Origin of the sequence: Schaalia odontolytica (genome assembly GCF_024584435.1) — a bacterium.
GTDB lineage: Bacteria > Actinomycetota > Actinomycetes > Actinomycetales > Actinomycetaceae > Pauljensenia.
Map to the genome: position 1 here is coordinate 2,211,052 of NZ_CP102197.1, position 19,850 is coordinate 2,230,901.

General features: G+C 67.1%; 14 protein-coding genes. 10 read left to right on the forward strand and 4 right to left on the reverse strand.

Annotation, left to right across the window (positions count from 1 at the left end; translation table 11 throughout):
- Window positions 1-674: 674 nt before the first annotated feature.
- Window positions 675-1,433 (reverse strand): CPBP family intramembrane glutamic endopeptidase, encoded by a 759-nt coding sequence (locus tag NQK35_RS09800; RefSeq protein WP_257114059.1) that lies wholly within the window; start codon window positions 1,431-1,433, stop codon window positions 675-677.
- Between the two features lie 387 nt (window positions 1,434-1,820).
- Between NQK35_RS09800 and NQK35_RS09805 the strand changes: the two genes are divergently transcribed.
- The 9 genes from NQK35_RS09805 to NQK35_RS09845 all read left to right on the forward strand — a co-directional run bounded on the left by NQK35_RS09805 (window position 1,821) and on the right by NQK35_RS09845 (window position 12,068).
- Window positions 1,821-3,467: an FTR1 family iron permease gene (locus NQK35_RS09805; RefSeq protein ID WP_257114060.1), complete on the forward strand. Its 1,647-nt coding sequence runs from the start codon at window positions 1,821-1,823 to the stop codon at window positions 3,465-3,467.
- A gap of 35 nt (window positions 3,468-3,502) precedes the next feature.
- Window positions 3,503-4,141, forward strand: a complete 639-nt coding sequence (locus NQK35_RS09810) for an iron transporter (protein ID WP_009212541.1) — start codon at window positions 3,503-3,505, stop codon at window positions 4,139-4,141.
- Window positions 4,142-4,264: 123 nt separating this feature from the next.
- Window positions 4,265-5,581 carry a DUF2318 domain-containing protein gene (locus NQK35_RS09815; RefSeq protein WP_257114061.1) on the forward strand — a complete coding sequence of 439 codons (1,317 nt, stop codon included), beginning with the start codon at window positions 4,265-4,267 and terminating at the stop codon, window positions 5,579-5,581.
- Between the two features lie 22 nt (window positions 5,582-5,603).
- Window positions 5,604-6,869: an ABC transporter permease gene (locus NQK35_RS09820; protein ID WP_257114810.1), complete on the forward strand. Its 1,266-nt coding sequence runs from the start codon at window positions 5,604-5,606 to the stop codon at window positions 6,867-6,869.
- Window positions 6,870-6,874: 5 nt separating this feature from the next.
- The gene (locus NQK35_RS09825; protein ID WP_257114062.1) at window positions 6,875-8,080 is read left to right on the forward strand and encodes an ABC transporter permease; all 1,206 of its coding nucleotides are present in this window, start codon (window positions 6,875-6,877) and stop codon (window positions 8,078-8,080) included.
- 8 nt (window positions 8,081-8,088) lie between these two features.
- The gene (locus tag NQK35_RS09830) at window positions 8,089-8,874 is read left to right on the forward strand and encodes an ABC transporter ATP-binding protein (protein WP_257114063.1); all 786 of its coding nucleotides are present in this window, start codon (window positions 8,089-8,091) and stop codon (window positions 8,872-8,874) included.
- Window positions 8,871-9,449: a hypothetical protein gene (locus NQK35_RS09835; protein ID WP_048742759.1), complete on the forward strand. Its 579-nt coding sequence runs from the start codon at window positions 8,871-8,873 to the stop codon at window positions 9,447-9,449. Before NQK35_RS09830 ends, NQK35_RS09835 begins: the two co-directional genes overlap by 4 nt.
- Before the next feature lie 34 nt (window positions 9,450-9,483).
- A complete protein-coding gene (locus NQK35_RS09840) occupies window positions 9,484-10,536 on the forward strand; it encodes an FAD:protein FMN transferase (RefSeq protein ID WP_257114064.1) in 1,053 nt (350 codons plus the stop codon).
- A gap of 923 nt (window positions 10,537-11,459) precedes the next feature.
- Entirely contained in the window at window positions 11,460-12,068 is a 609-nt protein-coding gene (locus NQK35_RS09845) for a hypothetical protein (RefSeq protein ID WP_034232148.1), read from the forward strand.
- Window positions 12,069-12,490: 422 nt separating this feature from the next.
- On the opposite strand, the gene NQK35_RS09850 is transcribed toward NQK35_RS09845, so the two are convergent.
- The 3 genes from NQK35_RS09850 to NQK35_RS09860 form a co-directional block, all read right to left on the reverse strand.
- A complete protein-coding gene (locus tag NQK35_RS09850; protein WP_257114065.1) occupies window positions 12,491-13,081 on the reverse strand; it encodes a hypothetical protein in 591 nt (196 codons plus the stop codon).
- A gap of 166 nt (window positions 13,082-13,247) precedes the next feature.
- Entirely contained in the window at window positions 13,248-16,364 is a 3,117-nt protein-coding gene (locus NQK35_RS09855) for an FAD-binding and (Fe-S)-binding domain-containing protein (protein WP_257114066.1), read from the reverse strand.
- A 448-nt stretch (window positions 16,365-16,812) separates the two neighbouring features.
- Window positions 16,813-17,796, reverse strand: a complete 984-nt coding sequence (locus NQK35_RS09860) for a hypothetical protein (protein WP_257114067.1) — start codon at window positions 17,794-17,796, stop codon at window positions 16,813-16,815.
- Between the two features lie 236 nt (window positions 17,797-18,032).
- Here NQK35_RS09860 and NQK35_RS09865 point away from each other — a divergent pair, with 236 nt between their 5' ends.
- Entirely contained in the window at window positions 18,033-19,847 is a 1,815-nt protein-coding gene (locus NQK35_RS09865; RefSeq protein WP_257114068.1) for a hypothetical protein, read from the forward strand.
- Window positions 19,848-19,850: the final 3 nt, after the last annotated feature.

Here is a 19,850-nt window from a genome sequence, read left to right on the forward strand (position 1 = left end):
TGGAGGCTGGGCGGGTGTGACCATGTGCCGCCAGGTGGGTTCACATGCGCAGGGGTGGGCCCACGTTGCCACCAGGTGGGTTAGTGTGTGGGCCCGTGTTGTGTTGTTGCGGGCGGTGCTTGTTGCGCCGGGGGTTGGCGGACTTTTTTTCGCCAGTTCTCTTGTGCCGCGTGTCGTGTGGGCTTTCAGATTCCGCGTTTGTTCTTGTCTGAGCGTGCAGTGCACCCGATCCGTAGGCATTACACCCGTTCTGATCGGGTGCAGTGCCCCGTAACGGGTGCAGCGTCCTCGCGGTGTTGCCGGTTGAATGGTCGACTGTGGTGTCGCATTACCTCCCGAACTGGTGCAGCATTGGCCTCTCGCGCGTCGTGTAAGCGGTGCGTGTTCGCGTGAATGCTTGTTGTTAAGTGGTGTTACACCACTTAGGTGGGTATTGCACCAGTTGGGAGGTGGTGTAATGCTCCCTAACTAGTGCAGTGCTTGTGGACGCGTGTTGGTTGTGCGCATCTGCGGGAGGCGTGACCCCACTTGTGCGCAGCTAAACCCATCTACTGGAGGCTGGGCGGGTGTGACCATGTGCCACCAGGTGGGTTAATGTGCGCAGGCGTAGGGCCGGAGCAGTGGTGTCACGGGTTGTGGCTTTTCGGCGGTGGCTGCGCTCACGGTGCGTCCGGCTAGGCGCCGGCGTGGGAGAGGAAGACCGCGCCAACGACGAGCGAGTTGTTGAGGGCGTGCAACAGCCAGGCGTAGGCCAGGTTCTTCCCCGAGCACAGGTAGGCGAGCGTGAGGGTCAGGGCCAGGGGAATGTAGGAGGGGATATCCTGCCACCCGTGGCAGTGCATGAGGGTAAAGAGCAGGCACGATACGGTCGCGACGAGCCACGTGGGGGCGTAGGCGCTGAGCGTACCGATGAGGAAGTGACGGAAGAACACCTCCTCGATGAGGGGGCCGCCGAGGGCGACGATGAAGGAGAACACGAGCCCGCCGAAGCCCTCCGTGAAGTAGTGGAGGGAACCGTCGCCAAACGAGCTCGGGGTGGACAGAGCGTTGTTCGCCAGGTTCTGGGCGATCATGGTCAGGACGAACAGGCCGAGGAGGGCGGCGACCTTGCGGATGGGGCGAGTGCGCAGGTAGGAGAAGTCCGAGAGGAAAACGCGCCCGGCGATCGCAAGCGCGAGGATAAGGAGTCCGATGTTGACGCAGTCCTGGATGAGCAGGAAGTGCTCCGATCCCACCGGCGCCAGGGTGCGCAGGAGCTGCGTGGGGTACAACGCTCCGCAGGGGATGCCGAAGATCGCGATGCGCGCCCACTCGGCTCGCGTTGGGCGAGCGGTGCGCCTCGGAGCTGAAGCGGGGCTGGTGGGCGGCGCAGGTTCTTCGGCAGCGGGTGAATGAGCGGGCCGGGACGCGGCCCTATCGCGTGTGGGAGACATGCGAACCCCTTCGTTCGACGAGCCTGACTTCTCCATGGTAACGCCGCCGCTTGACAGCCGAGGGCGTTTCGTGATCATCGGTCCGGCGCGGTGGGCCGATGCCGGTGGGTGGGCTACCCGCAGCGTCTGACCGAGTGGTAGCCTCAGAGAGAGGTGCCGCGCTACGCCTGTCGGAAGGGGGGTGGGATCGGTCTGGCGGTCAGCAAAACGGGCCCTTGGTCCCAGCGTGGAGCGGTCTTCGAGCGCTAAGGACGGCGACTGTGCGGTCACAATTTAGGTAATCCTAAACGTAGTGCTTTCCGCTAGGCGGGCATGACGTTACTCTCGTTGGGTAAGAATCCTACAAGCCCGGCGCCTCCCATCCGCCGGTTCTACAGGAGGTTCGTGATGACAGTGCTTCGCATCCGCACGCAGGACGTCATCCAACACTTCGTCCGCATCGTCGTCGCCGTCGTCATGGCCGTGCTCATGGCGCTCATCGTGGCAACACCCTCGCGCGCCCAGGGCCAAACCTGGGGCGACGTGGCCACCACCATCAACGGAATCATCGACGAGGGCGTCGCCGCATTTCGGGCCGGTGACGCCAAGGGTGGTAAGGACAAGGTCAACGACGCCTACTACAAGAACTATGAGACGACCGGCATGGAGAAGCAGGTCATGGCACGCATCTCCGGGGCGCGCGTGTCCCAGGTGGAGATGGAGTTCTCCCTCCTGAAGAAAGCCATGACCGACAACGCCGCCTCCGACGTTGACACCCACGCCGCAACCCTCAAGCAGTACGTCACGGAAGACGCGGCCACCTTGGACGGCGTCTCACCGGGGCAGGCGGGCACCGCTTCCTCCGCCGACTACAGTCCTGGCCCCTGGGGCGAGGTCGCCCAGACCATCAACGGGATCCTCGCCGAGGGGGTTGAGACCTTCAAGGCGGGTGACGCCAAGGGCGGCAAGGACAAGGTCAACGACGCCTACTACAAGAACTATGAGACGACCGGCATGGAGAAGCAGGTCATGAGCCGCATCTCCGGGGCGCGCGTGTCCCAGGTGGAGATGGAGTTCTCCCTCCTGAAGAAGGCCATGACCGACAACGACTCCAGCGCGGTCGACGAACACTACGCGACCCTGTCGAACTTCGTTCGCGAGGACGCCAATACCCTGGACGGCTACACGGGCAAGGCTGCCGAATCCTCCTCCGCATCCTCCCCGTGGCTCGCGCAGTTCCTCCCCTCCCTCCTCGTCATCCTGCGTGAGGGTATGGAGGCGATCCTCGTGGTCGCCGCGGTCCTGGCCTACCTGGCGAAGGCCGGGCACAAGGACAAGACCGGCATCGTGTGGGGCGGCGTTGGCCTCGCCCTGGCATTCTCCGTCGGATTGGCGGTCGTGTTCAGCTATGTCTCCTCGCTCGCGGGCGCGAACCAGGAGCTCCTCGAGGGCTTTGCCGCCCTCTTCGCCGTCGCCATGCTGATCTGGGTATCGAATTGGATGATCAACAAGTCGTCCAACGAGGCCTGGGACAGGTACATCAAGGACAAGACGGACGCGTCCCTGACCCGGGGCTCGCTCCTCGGCCTGGCATTCATCTCGTTCCTCGCGGTCCTGCGCGAGGGAGCCGAGACGATCCTCTTCTACGTGCCGATCGTCTCCGGCGCGGGCGCCAACGTGCACTACGTGTGGATCGGCCTCGGAGTTGGCGCCGTCATCCTCCTCGTCGTCTACCTACTCATCCAGTTCGCGGCGCTGCGCATCCCGCTGCGTCCCTTCTTTACGATCACGTCGATCCTGCTGGCCCTCATGGCCTTCACCTTCACGGGATCGGGCATCAAGGAACTCCAGGAGGCCGACGTTATCTCGCTGACGCCTCTGTCCGGATTCCCCACCATTGACCTCTTGGGGATCTACCCCCGAGTGGAGAACCTGGCCGCGCAGGCCTTTGTTCTCGTCCTCATCGTTGGGCTCTACTTCTTCGGAAAGGCGCGCCTCGCTCGCGAAGCCATCGCCTCGAAGCAGTCGGAAGTGAGCTCATCGGAGCGACGCTGACCCATCACCAACCAACACGCTAAGGAGTTCATCGCATGAAGCGCTCACTCTTCCGCGTCGGCGCGGCCCTGGCCACGCTGGCCCTCGCCGGCACCCTCGCTGCCTGCTCGAACAACAACGCCTCGTCCAACGACACGAAGCCCACCACCGGATCCTCGGCCGACGCCGACTCGGGTGCCGCGGCCCCCGGCGAGGACGCGGGCTTCGAGGAACAGCCCCTGGGCGACGACGTTCACGTCGGCCCGCTCGTCGTGGGCGGCGTCTACTTCCAGCCCGTCGACATGGAACCCACCATGGGTGTGCCCGCAGCCGAGGCGTCCATGCACATGGAGGCCGACATTCACGCGGCCGCCGACAACAAGCTCGGTTACGGCGCCGGCGACTTCGTCCCCGCCCTGACCGTCACCTACACCATCAAGGACAAGTCCGGCAACACCGTCCAGAGCGGTACCTTCATGCCGATGAACGCCTCCGACGGCCCCCACTACGGCCTGAACATCCCCAAGCTGGAAGCCGGAACCTACGACGTGACCTTCTCCATCGAATCCCCGGAGAAGAACGGCTGGATGCTCCACACCGACAAGGCCACGGGCGTCGAGGGACGTTTCTGGACCGAACCCCTGGTCGCCGAGTTCCCGGACTGGCAGTGGGATCCCACGGCCGTCTCCTGGTGACGATCGCTTGAAGCGGGGACGAGGCGGCTCCCACCCGGGAGGCCACCTCGCCCCGCGCCCTTCGGGGCGCTTTACCACCGAGACCGTTGGGTCTCGGGTTGTCTTGTGTGGAGAGGAATACCAATGCTTCAGCAGATGAGCGAAGCGACGTTGACGTTGCTGCTGACGATGCTCGCCGTCGGCGCCGTCATCCGCTTCATGCCGGCCGCCGGGCACGGCCGCCGCGGAAAGAAGGCCCGCCAGCTCGCCGTGTGGTTCGGCATCGCTGCGGGCGCGATCGCCTCCGTCGCGCTGACGATCATCAACGTGGAGGCTCCCAAGTCGGTCAACCGCCAGACCGTCGGCCTGTACACGCTGCCGATCGCGGTCGTCCTCGCCCTCATCTTCCTCTCGCTCCTCGCCCTGCGCTCGCGGCGCGTGCGCTCCCTCCTGCCCACGGGGGACGCCGAGGCCCGGGCCCAGTTCTCGACGGAAACGCCGGTGCCAGGGGATGCCCTCGTGCGCCTCGTCGGCGCCCTCTTTATCGCCTTCGCCCTCTTCCGCTCCGTTCCCACGGCGCTCAACCAGGCAGTCATGATGCTCTCGGGCGGCGTCGAGATCTACTCCACTCAGGCGGTTCTCGCCATTGTCGGATACGGGCTCGCCTGGGTGCTCGTGTGTTTCCTCGCCTGGGTGTCCTACCGCCTGTGCGCGTGGAACAACCGCGTGTGGCCGGCCGCGTGCATCCTGTGTTCGCTGGTCCTCAATCACTCGCTGCTGTTCGTGCGCATCCTGAAAGCCAAGCGCTGGATCACCGTATCCAAGGGCGCGTGGAATATCATCTCCTGGTTCATCAACAACGAGGCAGTCTTCACGATCGTGGCCGCCCTGGCCCTCGGCGTCGTCGTCGCTCTCACGTGGCACGCCTCCCGCTCGATCCCGACCGTCGGTGCCAATCCCGCCGAGGGACGCCTGGGCCGGGCCCGCTCTCGCCTCTACAAGTCCATGGCGGGCACGGCGGCCGTCGGATACCTGTGCGGGGCACTCCTCATCACCGTCGGCGTCGCGATCGGTAGCCAAGAGGTCGAGCTCTCGGCCCCCGAGGCGCACAGCGTCGTTGACGACCAGGTCAGCGTCAACCTGGCCGACATCTCCGACGGACACCTGCACCGCTTCGAGTACACGACCTCGACCGGCGTCAAGGTGCGCTTCATCGTCATCCAAAAGTCCGGGTCCTCGTTTGGCGTGGGACTCGACGCGTGCGAGATCTGCGGTCCGACCGGCTACTACGAGAAGGACGGCAAGGTCATCTGCAAGCTGTGCGAGGTGGCGATGAACATCGCGACCATCGGTTTCAAGGGAGGGTGTAACCCGATACCCATCGAGTACAAGGTCTCCAACGGGACCCTGACCGTGCCGATCTCGGTCCTCGAGGCCTCGGCTCCCATCTTCGCGAAGTAGAGGGGCACGCTTGTTTATCCGAATGCTGCGAGGCGCGCTCACGAGGCGAGGCAATCGTCACCTCATGATCGCCCTGACTATCGCGCTGGGAGCCGGCGTGGCAACGTCCATGCTCTCCGTCATGTTCAACGTCGGCGACAAGGTCAACCAGGAACTCAAGTCCTACGGCGCCAACATCGTCGTGCGCGCCCAGGGGGCCGCCGTCCTGTCCGACCTGTACTCCACGGGAGAGGCCAGCGAGTCCCACGCCTACCTGCGCGAGGACGAGCTGGGCAACATCAAGACGATCTTCTGGACCTACAACATCCTCGACTTCGCGCCGCTGCTGAATGTGTCCGCCACGGATGCCTCGGGCGCCCCCGTGGCGACCACGGGAACCTGGTTCAGCCACCACCTCGAACTCGCCACGGGAGAGAGCATCGACACCGGCTTGGACAAGCTGCGCGGATGGTGGGACGTCACGGGCGCGTGGCCGACCGATGACGATCCGAACGGCGCCATCGTGGGTGCAACCTACGCCGCCGAGCGCGGCCTGAACGTGGGGGACTCCTTCACGCTCACGCGCGCGGGCATCAGCCGCGAATTCACGGTGCGCGGCGTCGTGACCACCGGGGACGATGCCGACCGCGGTGTCTACATTCAGCTTCCCGCGGCCCAGGAACTGATTGAACGTGAGGGGGTCGTCAGCAGCGTCGAGGTCTCGGCCCTGACCACCCCCGACAACGACTTGGCCCGCAAGGCCGCGAAGAACCCGAACTCGCTGAGCGTGTCCGAGAAGGAGACCTGGTACTGCACGGCCTACGTCTCCTCCATCGCCTACCAGATTGAGGAGGTCATGACGGACTCGGTCGCCCGTCCCGTCCGCCAGGTCGCCCAGTCCGAGGGAACCGTCCTGGAGAAGACGCAGCTCCTCATGGTGCTGGTCACCGTCCTGGCCCTCATCGCCTCGGCCCTGGCCATCGCGAATCTCGTGACCGCTGGCGTCATGGAGCGCTCCAGTGAGATCGGCCTGATGAAGGCCGTGGGCGCCAAAGACAAACAGATCATCGCCCTCTTCCTCGCCGAGACGATCGTCGTCGGACTCGTGGGCGGAGTCATCGGCTACGGAGCGGGGCTCGGCCTCGCCCAGGCCATCGGATACATGGTCTTCGGCTCGGCCATCGCCTTCGCCCCCGTCGTCGTCGGACTCGTCGCCGTCCTCGTCATCATCGTCGTCCTGGGAGCCTCCATCCCGGCGATCCGCTACCTGCTGCGTCTCAACGCGGCGGAAGTCCTCCACGGAAGGTGAGCCACATGTCCAGACGAGCAATGTTCTGGCGGATGATCACCTCCTCCATCCTGCGCCGGCGCTCCCGCGTCCTCATCGCGGTCCTCGCCGTCGCCATCGGTGCGACCACCCTGTCCGGCCTCGTCACGATCGCCGTCGACGTGCCCGCGCAGATGGCCCGCGAGATCCGCTCCTACGGCGCCAACCTCGTACTCACCCCCAGCGGGGAAGGAAGCATCACGGACGAGGCGGTGGCCGCCGCCACCGAACACGTGCCGGCCGACGCCCTCGTCGGCTCCGCAGCCTTCGACTACGAGACGGTCACCGTCAACGACCAGCCCTACGTCGCGGGAGGAACCGACCTGGATGCTGTGCGCGCCATGAACCCCTTCTGGTTCGTCGACGGCGCGTGGCCGGATGCGCCCGGGCAGACGCTCGTCGGCGAGCAGATCGCCTCCACGATCGACGTCAAGGCCGGAGACACCATCACGGTCAGCCAACTCGATGGCAACGCGTCCGCCAAGGCCGCCCAGGCATCCGGCCAGCAGTCGGGCGCCGACGCGGCCCAGGCCTCCTCCCTGTCCCTGGAACCGCGCACCGTCACCCTGACGGTCTCCGGGATCCTCAAGACCGGTGGAAACGAGGACGGCTACCTGTACATGTCCGCCCAGGACATGTCCGCGCTCACCGGAACCCAGGGAGCGGTCTCCCTCGCGGAATACTCCATCGCCCTCGAGGGCGAGCAGCTGAGCGCGGTCGCGGACGCCATGAACGCCTCCAACCCCGACGTTCACGCTCAAACGGTGCGGCGCCTCGCCCAATCGGACACGGGGGTTCTCAACATGCTGCGCTCCCTCCTCCTCGTCGTCACCGTCATCGTCCTGGCCCTCACCATGATCGGCGTCTCCACGACGATGATCGCCGTCGTCACCGAACGCCGCAACGAGATCGGCCTGCGGAAGGCCCTGGGCGCCACCGCCCGCTCCATCACCGCGGAGTTCATGGGCGAGGGCGTCATGCTCGGAGCCATCGGCGGGATCCTGGGGGCGGGCGCCGGATACGGCCTGGCCACCCTGATCTCGACCTCCGTGTTCCACCGCACCATCTCCCTGCACCCCCTCATCCTGATCGCCACCGTCGCGTGCGCGATCCTCATCGCCGTCCTCGCCTGCCTCCCGCCCGTGCGCCGCGCACTGGCTGTCGACCCCGCGCTCGTCCTGCGCGGAGAATGAGAAGACCCATGAACACCCCAGAGAAACTCCCCGCCGATCCCCAGGCAAAGCCCGCGCACCCCCTCCTCCGCCTCGACGGCGTCTCGAAGATTTATGGCGACCTGCACGCCCTGGACAACGTCTCCCTCGAGATCCCGCGCGGCCAGTGGGTCTCCATCGTCGGCCCCTCGGGCAGCGGAAAGACAACCCTCATGAACATCGTCGGCGCCATGGACACGGCGACGACGGGCACCGTCACCCTCGACGGACACGACATCTCCGACCTGACGGCCGACGAACTCACCGAGGTCCGCTGCCGGACCATCGGGCTGGTGTTCCAACAGTTCCACCTCATCGGCCACCTCACCGCCCTCGAGAACGTCATGGTTGCCCAGTACTACCACTCGATGCCGGACGAGAAGGAAGCCATGGAGGCCCTGGACCGCGTCGGCCTCGCCGACCGCGCCACCCACCTTCCCCGCCAGCTCTCCGGCGGCGAGCAGCAGCGCGTGTGCGTCGCCCGCGCGCTCATCAACTACCCCAAGCTCGTCCTCGCCGACGAGCCCACCGGCAACCTCGACGAAACGAACGAGGAGATCGTCCTGGACCTGTTCAACCAGCTCCACCGCGACGGCACGACGCTCATGGTCGTCACGCACGACGCGCTCGTCGCAGAGCAAGGGCAGCGCGAGATCCGTCTCGACCACGGTAAGGTCGTGAAAGAGACGTGGCACGACCACGACTCGCGCACCTTAGACCTCGCGGTCCCGGCGGACGCGCAGGCCTCCCGCAGCGGAAAGGACAAGGTACGATGAACCGTCGATCGACGCCCCCCAGCCCCTCCGGCTCCCCCCGGTGGGGGAGCGTGGCCACCTACGCGACCCTCGGCGCCCTCGGCGCCACGATCCTGGCCGCCTGTCAGCCCTCGACGGGCCTGGACATGAGCAAGCCCCTCAATGATGGGACCTGGACCGCGCAGTCCAACGCCGACGACCAGGGCTCCGTCGGCACGATCACCATCACCGTCGAAGGTGGGCGGATCACCGCGACCTCGTACGAGACGACGCTCGCGGACGGCACGGACAAGGGAAGCGACTACGGGAAGAGTTCGGCCGGAGAGGTCTTCAACGAGGACTACTACAAGAAGGCCCAGGCCGCCGTCGCCTCCTACCAGGAGTACTCCGAGAACCTCACGAAGGTCGGCGACCCCGCCAAGGTCGATGTCATCACGGGCGCGACCGTCGCCCACCAGCAGTTCGTGCAGGCGGCGATCCGAGCGATCGCGGCCGCCCAGGGCGTATCCCCCGACGGAGCGGACGACATCGAGATCCCCGGCCTGAACGACGCCACCAAGGAGGGGGCCGACGACCTCGGGGGTAGCGACGGCTGAAAGCCCGCCCACGTGGCGTTCCTCCTTCCCCGCGATGGGTACCCGCGTCGACCTGATCGGCTGGGGCGGGGACGGCATGGGAATCGTCAACGCCCTCGTCGGCCTCGTCGCCAGGCACGAGGACCTGTGGAGCGCCTATCGCGCCACGTCCGAGGTATCGAGGATCAACTCCTCCCATCTCCCATCGGTGGTCGGCGCACCATCAGTGGTCGGCGCCCCGGACCCGGGCGGCGTCCTCGTCAGCGAGGAGACCGACCGCCTCCTGAGGGAGGCGCTGGTGCTGGCGAGCGCCACCGGAGCATCCTTCAACCCCCTGATAGGGCCCCTCGTCGCCGCATGGGACGTCCCGGCCATGCGGGCGGCATACGTCGCGGGCGCTCCGCTTCCCCCCGCCCCGGCCCCGGGCCTCGTCAAGGCAGCGCTGGATGCCTCCTCGCCCGAGCTTCTGACCCGTGTTGGAGAGCGCCGCTGGCTGCTGCGAGACCCCGGAGCCTTCGAACGCGCGGCTCTTTCCGCGCGCCCGCTTCAGGCACCCCGCGAGGGCACGCGACCCTCGCCGCGCCTTGATCTCGGAGGAATCGCCAAGGGATACACGGCTGACGCGTGCCGCGACCTCGCCGCGGAGCTGGGCGCTTCGGGCGTCCTCGTTTCCGTCGGCACCTCCTCGATCGCGGCGCACGGGACGCGCGCTGACTCCTCGCCCTGGCGCGTGGGCATGAGGGACCCCAACGACGGGGAAGCGAGCGTGAACGGAGTCATCGAAGTGCCCGCGGATGGGATGGCATCCCTGTCCACGTCCGGGGATAACCTGGGGCCGCTCGGCGCGAGGCGCGCGCCGATGCCGCCCGGAGCCCCCAGCCGGGCGTGCGACCACCACATCATTGATCCTCGCACGGGCGAACCCGCACGCTCCGGGGTCCGCCAGGTCAGCGTCGTGGCATCCTGCGGCGTGCTTGCCGAGGCTCTATCCACGGCCCTGCTCGTGGATCCGTCCCTCGATGTTGGCGATGTCGTAGCCCGCTGGTCGTGTGCGAGTGGCCTGCCCGCGTCTGCCCGGGTCGTGGGGCTGGAGCGCGCCGTGCAGTGATAAGCGTCGGCGCTCAGGCGCTTCGGGTGCACGGGAAGGCGGCGGGGCCTCGCGGTTTGGTGGAAGGGGCTCAGGGCGGATCTGTCTCGGGCGCCTGCCGATGCCTGCGCGCGAGCACTCTCGAGGACGCTCGCACACAGCGCCTCCGCTGCTTGTCCGTGCCTGCGTGCAGGCACAGCACCTGATCGGGAGCAGCGCACCTGATCGGGAGCAGTACACCTGAACAGAAAGGGTGTACTGCATACCGATCGGGTGTAGTGCTGCGTGTGTGGCGCGATGCGATGCTGTTTCGGCGGGGAGCGTCTCTGCCGCGGGAGCGACACCGTCGCTGCCCTGGGGTCTATCCGCAGCCCCACGCGTGCCTCGTGACGCGTCCACAGGGCTTGCTTGTCTGGATGTGCTGGTACCCCGTGCGATGGGATCATGCGGACATGAGTAGCCACAAGCTGACGGTTGTTCGTTCCTCGTCGATCCATCGAATGACCCGTGAGGACCAAGAATCAGGTGCGTGCATGCATGTGATGCGAGGGCACTACGTCCGAGTGGAAGATCCGCGTCTGCTCGAGACTCCGTGGAACACATGGAACGCTGTGGCGCGAGCGAGACTGCTTGCGCTACAGGCTTCCGGGAAGGGGGACAGGGTCTTTGTCGGCGCGAGTTCGATTGTCGCCCGAGGAATTCCGCTGTGGGAGGCGAATCCGGATGTGTTTGTGTGGGCGCGTACCCGACGTGGATCCAAGTCACTACGCGCGGTTCGAGCTGCCGGCACTCTCGTGCCAGCGGTGTCAGTGCGGTGGTCTGTTGCCCCGCCTCATGCCACTGAGCTGCAGACGGTTGGAGGAGTTCGCGTCGAAGGCATCACTGACGCTGCGGTTCGAATGGCGTTCCGGTCCGAGTATCTCAGCGCGTTTGTCGCGATCTGTATGGTGCTGAACAGGCGGTCGCGCTTCTCCGTCTTCTCCCAGGCAGAGTCTCGTGAACGAGCGAATGACGTGAGGGAGGCAATGCTCGGCAGGCTCGCGGCCTGGCGCCAGCGAGAAGACAACGTGCCGTTTCAGCGAGCGGAAACCATCATGTGTGCGGCGGATCCGGGATGCGACAACCCGGCTGAGGCCGCACTGCTGTGGGTCATCAAGTCGGTGAGCGCTTTCGACGTCGTCACCCAGCATGAGATCGTCATCAACGGACGTCGCTATTTCGCGGACATAGCGATTCCCGAACTCATGATCATCTTTGAGTTCGATGGGATCGGAAAGCTCGGCACGAACGAAGCCGACTTTGCCCGAGCGAAGAGAGAGTGGATTGCGCGGGACAATGATCTGCGTGCCGCGGGGTGGAAGACCTATCGCGTGTCGTGGCCGGACTACGAGGACTTGGTGCGGCTGAGGGCTTGGGTGATTGAGATAGTGGGGTTGCGGCAATCCTCGATACCCGCGTCGGCCCAGGGATTGTGGGTCAAGCCAACCAAGGCGTGTGACGGGCCCGATCGCCGCTTCCACGTGACGTGGTCTCAGCGGGATGCACGGGGGTAGTACACCTGATGGGGAGCGGTGAACCCGACAGGGGACAGCGCGCCCGATGGGAAGCAGAGCACCCGGACAGAAGTGCACCCGATGGGGGGGCAGTGCGCCGACGAGGGGCAGAGTGCCCGATGGGAAGCAGTACACCTGGACAGAACTGCACCCGATGGGAAGCAGAGTGCGACAAGGGGCTGCGCGCCCGGACAGAAGTGCACCCGATGGGGAGTAGAGCACCCGATGGGGAGCAGTACACCTGGACAGAACGGGTGCAATGCACACCGATCGGGTGTCGTGCCCTCGCCAACAAGCACAAACGAGGCGCACTGCCGCTTGCCGGGACACGAGGCGCCGTTGCGGCTGGTTGGACAGTCTGCGGTGCGTGTGGGGCGACGCGAGCGTGGGGCATCGACGTGGATCTTGGCGCAGCTTGTGCGTCAGTAGGAGGCCACGCCCGTGTCGCTGCCGGGATGGGTGCAGGGAGACTCGGGCGCCTGGGGAGCCTGGACGGTGGCCTCTCCGCCGTTGATGGTGACGTCGCCGTTGATGACGATGCTCGGTTCCGGCGGGAAGAGGCGGGCCATCGTCGACTGGCGCTTCAGCCAGGCAACGACCGCCAGGACGATGCCGATGACGACGTAGATGACGTGCTGGACCGTGGGGTTGTCGGCCAGGCGCGGGGCGATCTCGTCGGTGATCTTGAGGACGAGGCCCAGCATGATGAACAGGCTGGAGGCGACGACAAAGGGGAAGCTGACAATCTTGTAGGTGTGGGCCGACCTCAGGTAAAGCCACTTATTGAGGGCGTGGTATCCGAAGCCGACGGCCATCATCGCCAGGGTCGCCCAGACGTAGTGGGCCTGCCTGGTCGAGGTGAGCCACCCCATGTGATCGACGGTGAAGGCGCCGACCGCGCCGATGATGAGGAGGTAGTCCGGGGAGAAAAGCAGCCACAGGACGAGCTTCTTGTAGTACCAGATAGCGAAGAAGAACAACAACCACAGCATCACGGCGACGAAGAAATACATGGTTTCATTGTACCTGACCGATTGGTATGTGTGCCGCGTTTCTCAGCATGTCACCGCCCGGGATGCGGCCGTGTTCGGCCGCTGCGCAGTGCCCCACCAGGCTTGACGCCACGCCCGCCTAGCGCTCAGCCAGCAGCACACCACCAGACCTGACACCATACTCAGGCTAGCGCTCCGCCGACAGCGCACCAGACCTGACACCGCGCTTCGCCAATAGCGTCGCCAGGTGGACGCCCGCGCGTCCGGCCAGCTGCGAGGCCTGAGTGCGGCACGAGAAGCCGTCGGCCAGATACACGGCCTCCGGATGCGCTGACAACGTGGGCAGCAGCGAATGTGAGGCGACGGCGAGCGAGAGGTCGTAGTGCCCCGCTTCCATGCCAAAATTGCCCGCCAGGCCGCAGCATCCCTCCAGGCGCAACACGCGTGCTCCCAGGGATTCCAAGAGCGCCTGGTCGGTGTCCCATCCCATGACGGAGTAGTGGTGGCAGTGAGGCTGAGCAACGATCGTGACGCCGCTCAGGTCGGGCAGGCGGCGCGCAGAGTCGGGCACGGCGGACAGCGCCTCGGCAAGCGTGTGCGTCGCGCGCGAGACGAGGGCGCTGCGGGGGTCCTCGGGCAACAGGTCACGCAGGTCGTCGCGCAGCACGGCTGTGCACGAGGGCTCCACGCCGATGATGGGAATCCCGGCGGCGGCGAAGGGGGCGAGCGTGGAGAGCAATGCCGTCAGGTGCTTCTTCGCTCCCGACAGCTGTCCGGTCGTAATCCACGTGAGTCCGCAGCACGCGTCGGGCGCGACGATGGGGGCGAAGCCGTTCGCGTCGAGCACGTCCACGACAGCGCGCGCACCCGCGTCGTCGAGGGTCTGGCTGAAGGAGTCCGCCCACACGAGCGCGTACGGCCGCCCGCCGGGATCGTGCGGGCCGCTCAGGATCGGGGAATCCGACAGCGACGAGGCAGTGGTCGCCTCGCGCTCGCGGGCTGAGTCAGACGAGGCCGGGGTGCCGCCGCGCTCGCGGGCTGAGGCACCGGGGTCGGAATGGGAAGGCGCAGATGTGGCGAGCAGTGACCGATGCCGAGCCCACGCGGTGAAAGTGCCGGACTGGAGCTTGGGCATGCCACGGTGAGGGTCGAGGCCAATGACGCGGAACGCGAGGCGCCGCAGCAGCGGGACGGACAGGACGGCGTTGCCGAGGGCCGCCAGCCCCGGAACCCGTGCGGTCACGCGGGTCAGGCGCGGGAGCCAGCCGAGCGTGTAGTGGCTGAGGGGTCGCACTCGTCCCCTGTACGTGCGATACAGGACCTCGGAGCGGTAGCGAGCCATGTCAACCCCCGCCGGGCAGTCGGCCGAGCAGGCCTTGCACGCGAGGCACAGGTCGAGGGCCTCGAGGACCTCGGGGGAGTCGATGGCGCGCACGAGGCGCGAGTTGGCGGCCTCCTGAAGGATTCGCGCCCTCCCGCGGGTCACGTCCTTCTCCTCCCGGGTCGCCAGGTAGGAGGGGCACATGAAGGTTCCCGATACTCCCGCGCGGCACTTGCCGACTCCGGTGCAGCGGTGGACGGCGGACGTGAAGTCGCCCCCGTCGCTCGCGAAGGCGAAGCCTCCATCGGCGAGCATGGGGTGTGCCGCGACGCGGCGCAGGTTGGCGTCGAGGGGATCGACGCCGGGCTGGCACTCGAGGGGGTGGTCGGAAGCGTCCCGGGGTGACCGCGAGGAAGCGGACGTGGCGGCCGCCCGTCGTGCTAAGGCGCGGGAGGCGGCGCTCGCGGAGTCCATCGGGGAGGCCAGCACCCCGGGATTGAGGATGTTGTCGGGATCGAAGACGTGCTTGACGCGGGCGAAAAGGTCAAGCATGTCGGGGGAGTACATGAAACGCAGGAGCTCCCCGCGTGCGCGCCCATCGCCGTGCTCGCCGGAGACCGAGCCGCCGTGGGAGGCGCAGATGCGGGCGGCGGACTGGAGGAACGCCCGCGAGTGCGCCACGCCGGCCGGGGTGTCGAGGGGCATGGCGAGGCGGACGTGGACGCAGCCGTCGCCGAAGTGGCCGTAGAGGAGGCCGTCAATGTCGAACTCCTCCATGAGGGCCGTGAAGTCCCGAAGGTAGGCGCCGAGGTTGCGGGGCGGAACGGCGGCGTCTTCGAAGCCCGGCCACGCCTGCCGGTCGGTGCCCGTCTCGTCCGGCGGGGTGCGCCCTCCCAGGCCCGCCCCGTCGGCGCGGATTCTCCACAGCGCCGAGGCCTGAGCCCCGGGCGGGTAGACGACCGTGTCGATGGCGGCCGAGTCGGCGCACAGGGCGCGTGCGCGGGTGAGTGAGGTCTCCATGTCTTCGCCCGCGGCTCCGACCTCCACGAGCAGCCAGCCATCGCCGTCGGGCAGGGCGGGGACGGCGCCTGGCCCCCTGTGTGCGCGCACGACGTCGACGAGGCGCCGGTCCATCCCCTCGACGGCGAGGGGTGAGTGGGCCAGGAGCGAGGGAACGTCGTCCGCGGCGTCGATCATGGATCGGTAGCCGAGGGCGGCGAGCACGGGCGCGTCGGGGAGGGGGACGAGCCGCACCGTGATGGACAGGATGAGGACGAGGGTGCCCTCGCTTCCGGCGAGCATGGCGGCCAGGTTGCGTCCCCCCTCGGGGGTGAGGTGCTCGAGGGAATAGCCGGACACCTGGCGCTTGAAGCGGCCCAGCTGGGTGCGAATGGGAGCGAGGTGAGAGTCGATGAGGGGGGCCAGGTCGGGCACGCAGCTCAGGCCCGTGTCGTGCGAGGTCGTGGCGGTGAAGCGCCTCCCGCGCCCGTCGACGCACTCCAGGGAGACGATGTTGTCGGAGGTGCGTCCCCAGGCCGTGGCGTGGGGGCCGCAGGCGTTGTTGGCGACCATCCCGCCGATCGTGGCCCGGTTCTGCGAGGAGGGGTCGGGTCCGAAGCGCAGGCCGTGGGCGGCGGCAGCTGCCTGGAGGGTTGAGCCAACGCACCCCGGTTCGACGGTGGCGGTGCGTGCGTCGGGATCGATGTGTAGGACGCGATTCATGTGGCGCGAGAAGTCGAGGACCAGGCCCGGGCCGATCGCATTCGACGCGCACGAGGTGCCGCCCCCGCGCGCGGTCAGGGGCACCCCGCGTGCGCGGGCGAGGTCGAAGGCCGCGAGGGCCTGTTCTTGCGTGCGAGGGAAGGCGACGGCGAGCGGCGGGATGCGCGTCAGGCCGGCGTCGGAGGAGTAGCGCGCGCGTGTCCCCACCCCGTCGTCGACGTCGATGAGTGCGCGCAGTTCCTCCAGGAAGCTATCGCTCATGGACCCAGTGTGTCACGGGCTCGGGGGCCTGGCCGAGGCTATCCGCTGTGCGGATGGCTGATCGGTGCGCGCGTGAGGAGCGAGGGGGATGGCGCCGACAGAGGGCGGGCCGTGTGCCTCTAGGCGGGTTCGGGGTCGTCGCCGTAAAGCCTCGGGAAAGGTGTCACGGGAACGGGCATGGGCTCGATCGGGGGGAGATGAGGCCTGACCGTCTGTGAAGTATCCGGGTAGAGGCGCGGGCGTGAGCCGACGTGAAGGCGGTAGGGAGAGAGTTCGCGGCAGGTCTCCTCCGATGCCGGAACTCGTGATTCTGGCGCCGAATACTCAACGATGCGCAGGCTTTCTCTGCCCATTTCTCCGCCCTGTCTGTTGCTCGCTTCGTGATGCGCAGTAGTTTAACCGGATGGAAGAGATTGTGCCATTCGTCGTCCGCGCTACCCTCAGTATCCTACACAACGATACGGCTCAGGCGAGGCGAAGCGCAAATAGTTGTTCGGAATGTGTCAGCGTTGGCGCTAGTATCCGATGAGCGCCTGCTTCCACCACTGCGACTCATCGTCGGTCGGTGGCTGGGGGTTGCTGCGCGCCTTCTTGAGGGCCTCCCACTCCTCGTCGGTCGTCGGCTTGGCGTCGGCGATGATGTTGGCGAAGTCCTGCGAGGTGCGCGTGCCCTCTTCGAAGTACGCCATGTGGTTGTCGAAGCCGTGAATCGCGCGTTCGACGACCCCCGCAGCTCCTGCGATACTCGGGGGAGTCGGCGCCAGTAGTTCGCGGCATCGGTCGCGTCCGTGCTCAGGTGAGTGATGCCCTCGAGCTTGCGGGGGTTCGTCCCGTACGAGGCGTCGGGACCCAGGCCTTGGACGGCGTCGCCATCGGGGATTGATGACTCGTAGACGTGGCCCTCGGGCAGTCCGTAGGCGTCAATGTTGCGCACGCCTGATCCGGGAGAGCCGAACATGACGACGTTGTCGACGGTCCCCGGAGCCATCATGGGGAGCGCCTTGCCGGAGGAGGCGATCGCGCTCGTGCGCTCGTACTTGTTGTCGTAGTTGAAGTCGAGCAGGTAGGTCTCGGCTTGGCCCGCCTTTCGCCGTTCGGAGTTGTTGGTCTCGTTGCGAATGGCGGCGAGGTTGTCGTAAGCCTCCTTCGCTTTCTCCATCTTCTTGCGTGCCTCGGTCAGCTCCGTGTCGTCGTAGGCGGCGCGGCCCTTGTGGACGTCGTCTGGGATCTGTGTGGCTCGCTTCTTGTCGTAGGCGGCCTTTGTCGTTTCGTATTCCGCCAGCGCCTTGTTGTATTCCGCTTGAGCCTGGTCGTAGGCTCCCGTATGTTCCTTGCCGTTGGAGTCCGTGTAGCCAAAGAGGGAGTCGGAGAGCTCGCGCAGGGCGTGGGAGAACTGGTCGAGTTCCCCGTCGCGAATGTCAGGATCTGGCATGGGACGGTCCTGGGGGCAGCGTGGAGGGGAGGCGAATGTGCGGTGTGGGTCGCATTCTACCGATGTGAAGGCATCGGCAGGTGGCTTGTGCGACAGCCGAGATGGTGTGCCGAGTGAGGCTCGACACCCCAAATGATTACGTGGTATCTATCGCAATTCCCCTGTGTCCTCCCTGCTTCTTTTGGAACGTGTGGAACAATGACCACGAGTGCCCCACACACTTGGAGGAAAGAGCGATGGCCCTGTTTGAGTTCGAGGACGGACGCCTCGTACCCGCTCAATTCGGGTACCCGGTCGCGCAAGACCTGGGTCCGGAGCTGGTCGACGCAATTTGTCAGCAGGTCCTGCAGATCGTCTCCCGTCCCCTCTTCCCGGTGACCTGGCGTGACATGACGGGCCAGGGGAAAGAGGAGACTCCCCGCCTGACAGCCCTGGACGTGACCGGCCAGATCGTCTCCGTCGAGATCCTCAAGGAGCTGGACTCCGACACGCTGATCACCTCGCTCTCGCGCCTGGCCGAGGTCGCCTCCATCTCCTGGGCGGATCTGGCCAACGAGTACCCGTCGGGTCCCGAGGGTTTCCGCACCGGGTGGGCGCAGTTCCGCGACTCGATGCCTCCCGCGGTGGGGCCTGGTCCCAGGCTCATCATGGTCGCGGGCGAGATTGATCCGTCGGTTCGCCCCGCCCTGTCCCTGCTCGCCACCTCCGGCGTCGAGGTTCACCTGATGAACCTGCGTCAGATGTCCAACGGGCGCCTCTTCCTCGACGTCAACGCCGTCGGGCCGCGCCTCTACGGTCACGCCCCGCAGGTCCTTGCCTCCGCGGCTGCCGCCCCCGAGCTGACGTCCGGCCCGAGCTTCGGCGAGGTCGAGCGGGAGTCTCTCCCGTCGCAGGCGTCAGGCGACCGTCAGGCCCAGGACGAGGAGCTGGGCAGCGAGGAGCCGGACAACGAGGAGCCGGACAACGAGGAGCCGGGCTGCGAGGAGCCGGATGCCCGCGACGAGTGCGACGCCGAGTCGGACGGCGAGACGCCGACCACTCGCCCGACCCCGAAGGTCGCGCCCCACCTGCGCGACGTGTTCAGCTATCCGGCGAGCGAGGAGCCTCCGGCTCCCTGGCAGCCCTCTGAAGCCGAGGGTGCCTCCGACGCCGACCCGACCGACGAGGCGGCCCAGGGCCGAGGCGGCGAGGCGGACGCCGGTGACGACGCGCACGCCGATGGGGCGCAAGACGCGGACGCCGCCGAGCAACAGGAGACCTCGGAAGACCCGGATGAGGGGGCCGAAGACGACGAAAGCCCGGCAGCCCTCGAGGAGGAGCGCGACCCCGGCGAGGCGGAGGAGAACGACCCCGGCGAGGCCGGGGAGGCCGACGCGGACGACGCCGAAGGCCCGGCGGAGTCCTCCGTGACCCTCGGTCCGCGTGACGACGATCGCGCAGCACGGGCGCGAGGCGAGGGCGAGCTGCCCGGAGGCGACGACGAGGAAGACTCCGACGCCGCGCGCGAGCAGCCCGAGGAGGATACGGCCGAGGAGGATGCGGCCGAGGAGGATGCGGCCGAGGAGACTCCCTCGGAGCGCCCCGCACACCTCGGCAGCCGCGCGTCCCGGCGCGCGCAGATCGGCGAGCTCAACGACGCCGGAGCCACCTACGCGGCCACCGACTCGTTCGTGGACCACGCCGAGGAATCCGCCGAGGTCATCCAGGCCCGGGAGGAGGGGGTCCCCGTCCTCAGCCGCGACGAATCCGGGCTGCGCGCCCTCGCCCAGATCCTCGGCGAGGATACCCCCCTCGTCGCACGGAGCGAGCTTGGACTGCCCGCCGACCTCATGCTGGAGGCCAACGGCGCGATCTTCGGCGCCGGCCTGACCTACCCGTCCCTCGACACCCTCCTGACGGCGCGAGGACTCGGGCACATCCAGGCCTGGGCTCTGGTGCGCATCGGAGATAGGCTCGGGCCGACGCTTGCGGAGGCCCTCGATGAGATCAACCGGGAGATCGTGCGCGAGTACTCCGACTCTCCGCGGGGGCGCCGCTCAGCCCGACACTGACAC

Excerpts from the sequence above, each read along its gene's own strand:
- NQK35_RS09800 (WP_257114059.1), bottom strand. The coding sequence starts at position 1,433 with ATGTCTCCCACACGCGATAGGGCCGCGTCCCGGCCCGCTCATTCACCC.
- NQK35_RS09805 (WP_257114060.1), top strand. The coding sequence starts at position 1,821 with ATGACAGTGCTTCGCATCCGCACGCAGGACGTCATCCAACACTTCGTC.
- NQK35_RS09810 (WP_009212541.1), top strand. The coding sequence starts at position 3,503 with ATGAAGCGCTCACTCTTCCGCGTCGGCGCGGCCCTGGCCACGCTGGCC.
- NQK35_RS09815 (WP_257114061.1), top strand. The coding sequence starts at position 4,265 with ATGCTTCAGCAGATGAGCGAAGCGACGTTGACGTTGCTGCTGACGATG.
- NQK35_RS09820 (WP_257114810.1), top strand. The coding sequence starts at position 5,604 with ATGCTGCGAGGCGCGCTCACGAGGCGAGGCAATCGTCACCTCATGATC.
- NQK35_RS09825 (WP_257114062.1), top strand. The coding sequence starts at position 6,875 with ATGTCCAGACGAGCAATGTTCTGGCGGATGATCACCTCCTCCATCCTG.
- NQK35_RS09830 (WP_257114063.1), top strand. The coding sequence starts at position 8,089 with ATGAACACCCCAGAGAAACTCCCCGCCGATCCCCAGGCAAAGCCCGCG.
- NQK35_RS09835 (WP_048742759.1), top strand. The coding sequence starts at position 8,871 with ATGAACCGTCGATCGACGCCCCCCAGCCCCTCCGGCTCCCCCCGGTGG.
- NQK35_RS09840 (WP_257114064.1), top strand. The coding sequence starts at position 9,484 with ATGGGTACCCGCGTCGACCTGATCGGCTGGGGCGGGGACGGCATGGGA.
- NQK35_RS09845 (WP_034232148.1), top strand. The coding sequence starts at position 11,460 with ATGGTGCTGAACAGGCGGTCGCGCTTCTCCGTCTTCTCCCAGGCAGAG.
- NQK35_RS09850 (WP_257114065.1), bottom strand. The coding sequence starts at position 13,081 with ATGTATTTCTTCGTCGCCGTGATGCTGTGGTTGTTGTTCTTCTTCGCT.
- NQK35_RS09855 (WP_257114066.1), bottom strand. The coding sequence starts at position 16,364 with ATGAGCGATAGCTTCCTGGAGGAACTGCGCGCACTCATCGACGTCGAC.
- NQK35_RS09860 (WP_257114067.1), bottom strand. The coding sequence starts at position 17,796 with ATGCCAGATCCTGACATTCGCGACGGGGAACTCGACCAGTTCTCCCAC.
- NQK35_RS09865 (WP_257114068.1), top strand. The coding sequence starts at position 18,033 with ATGGCCCTGTTTGAGTTCGAGGACGGACGCCTCGTACCCGCTCAATTC.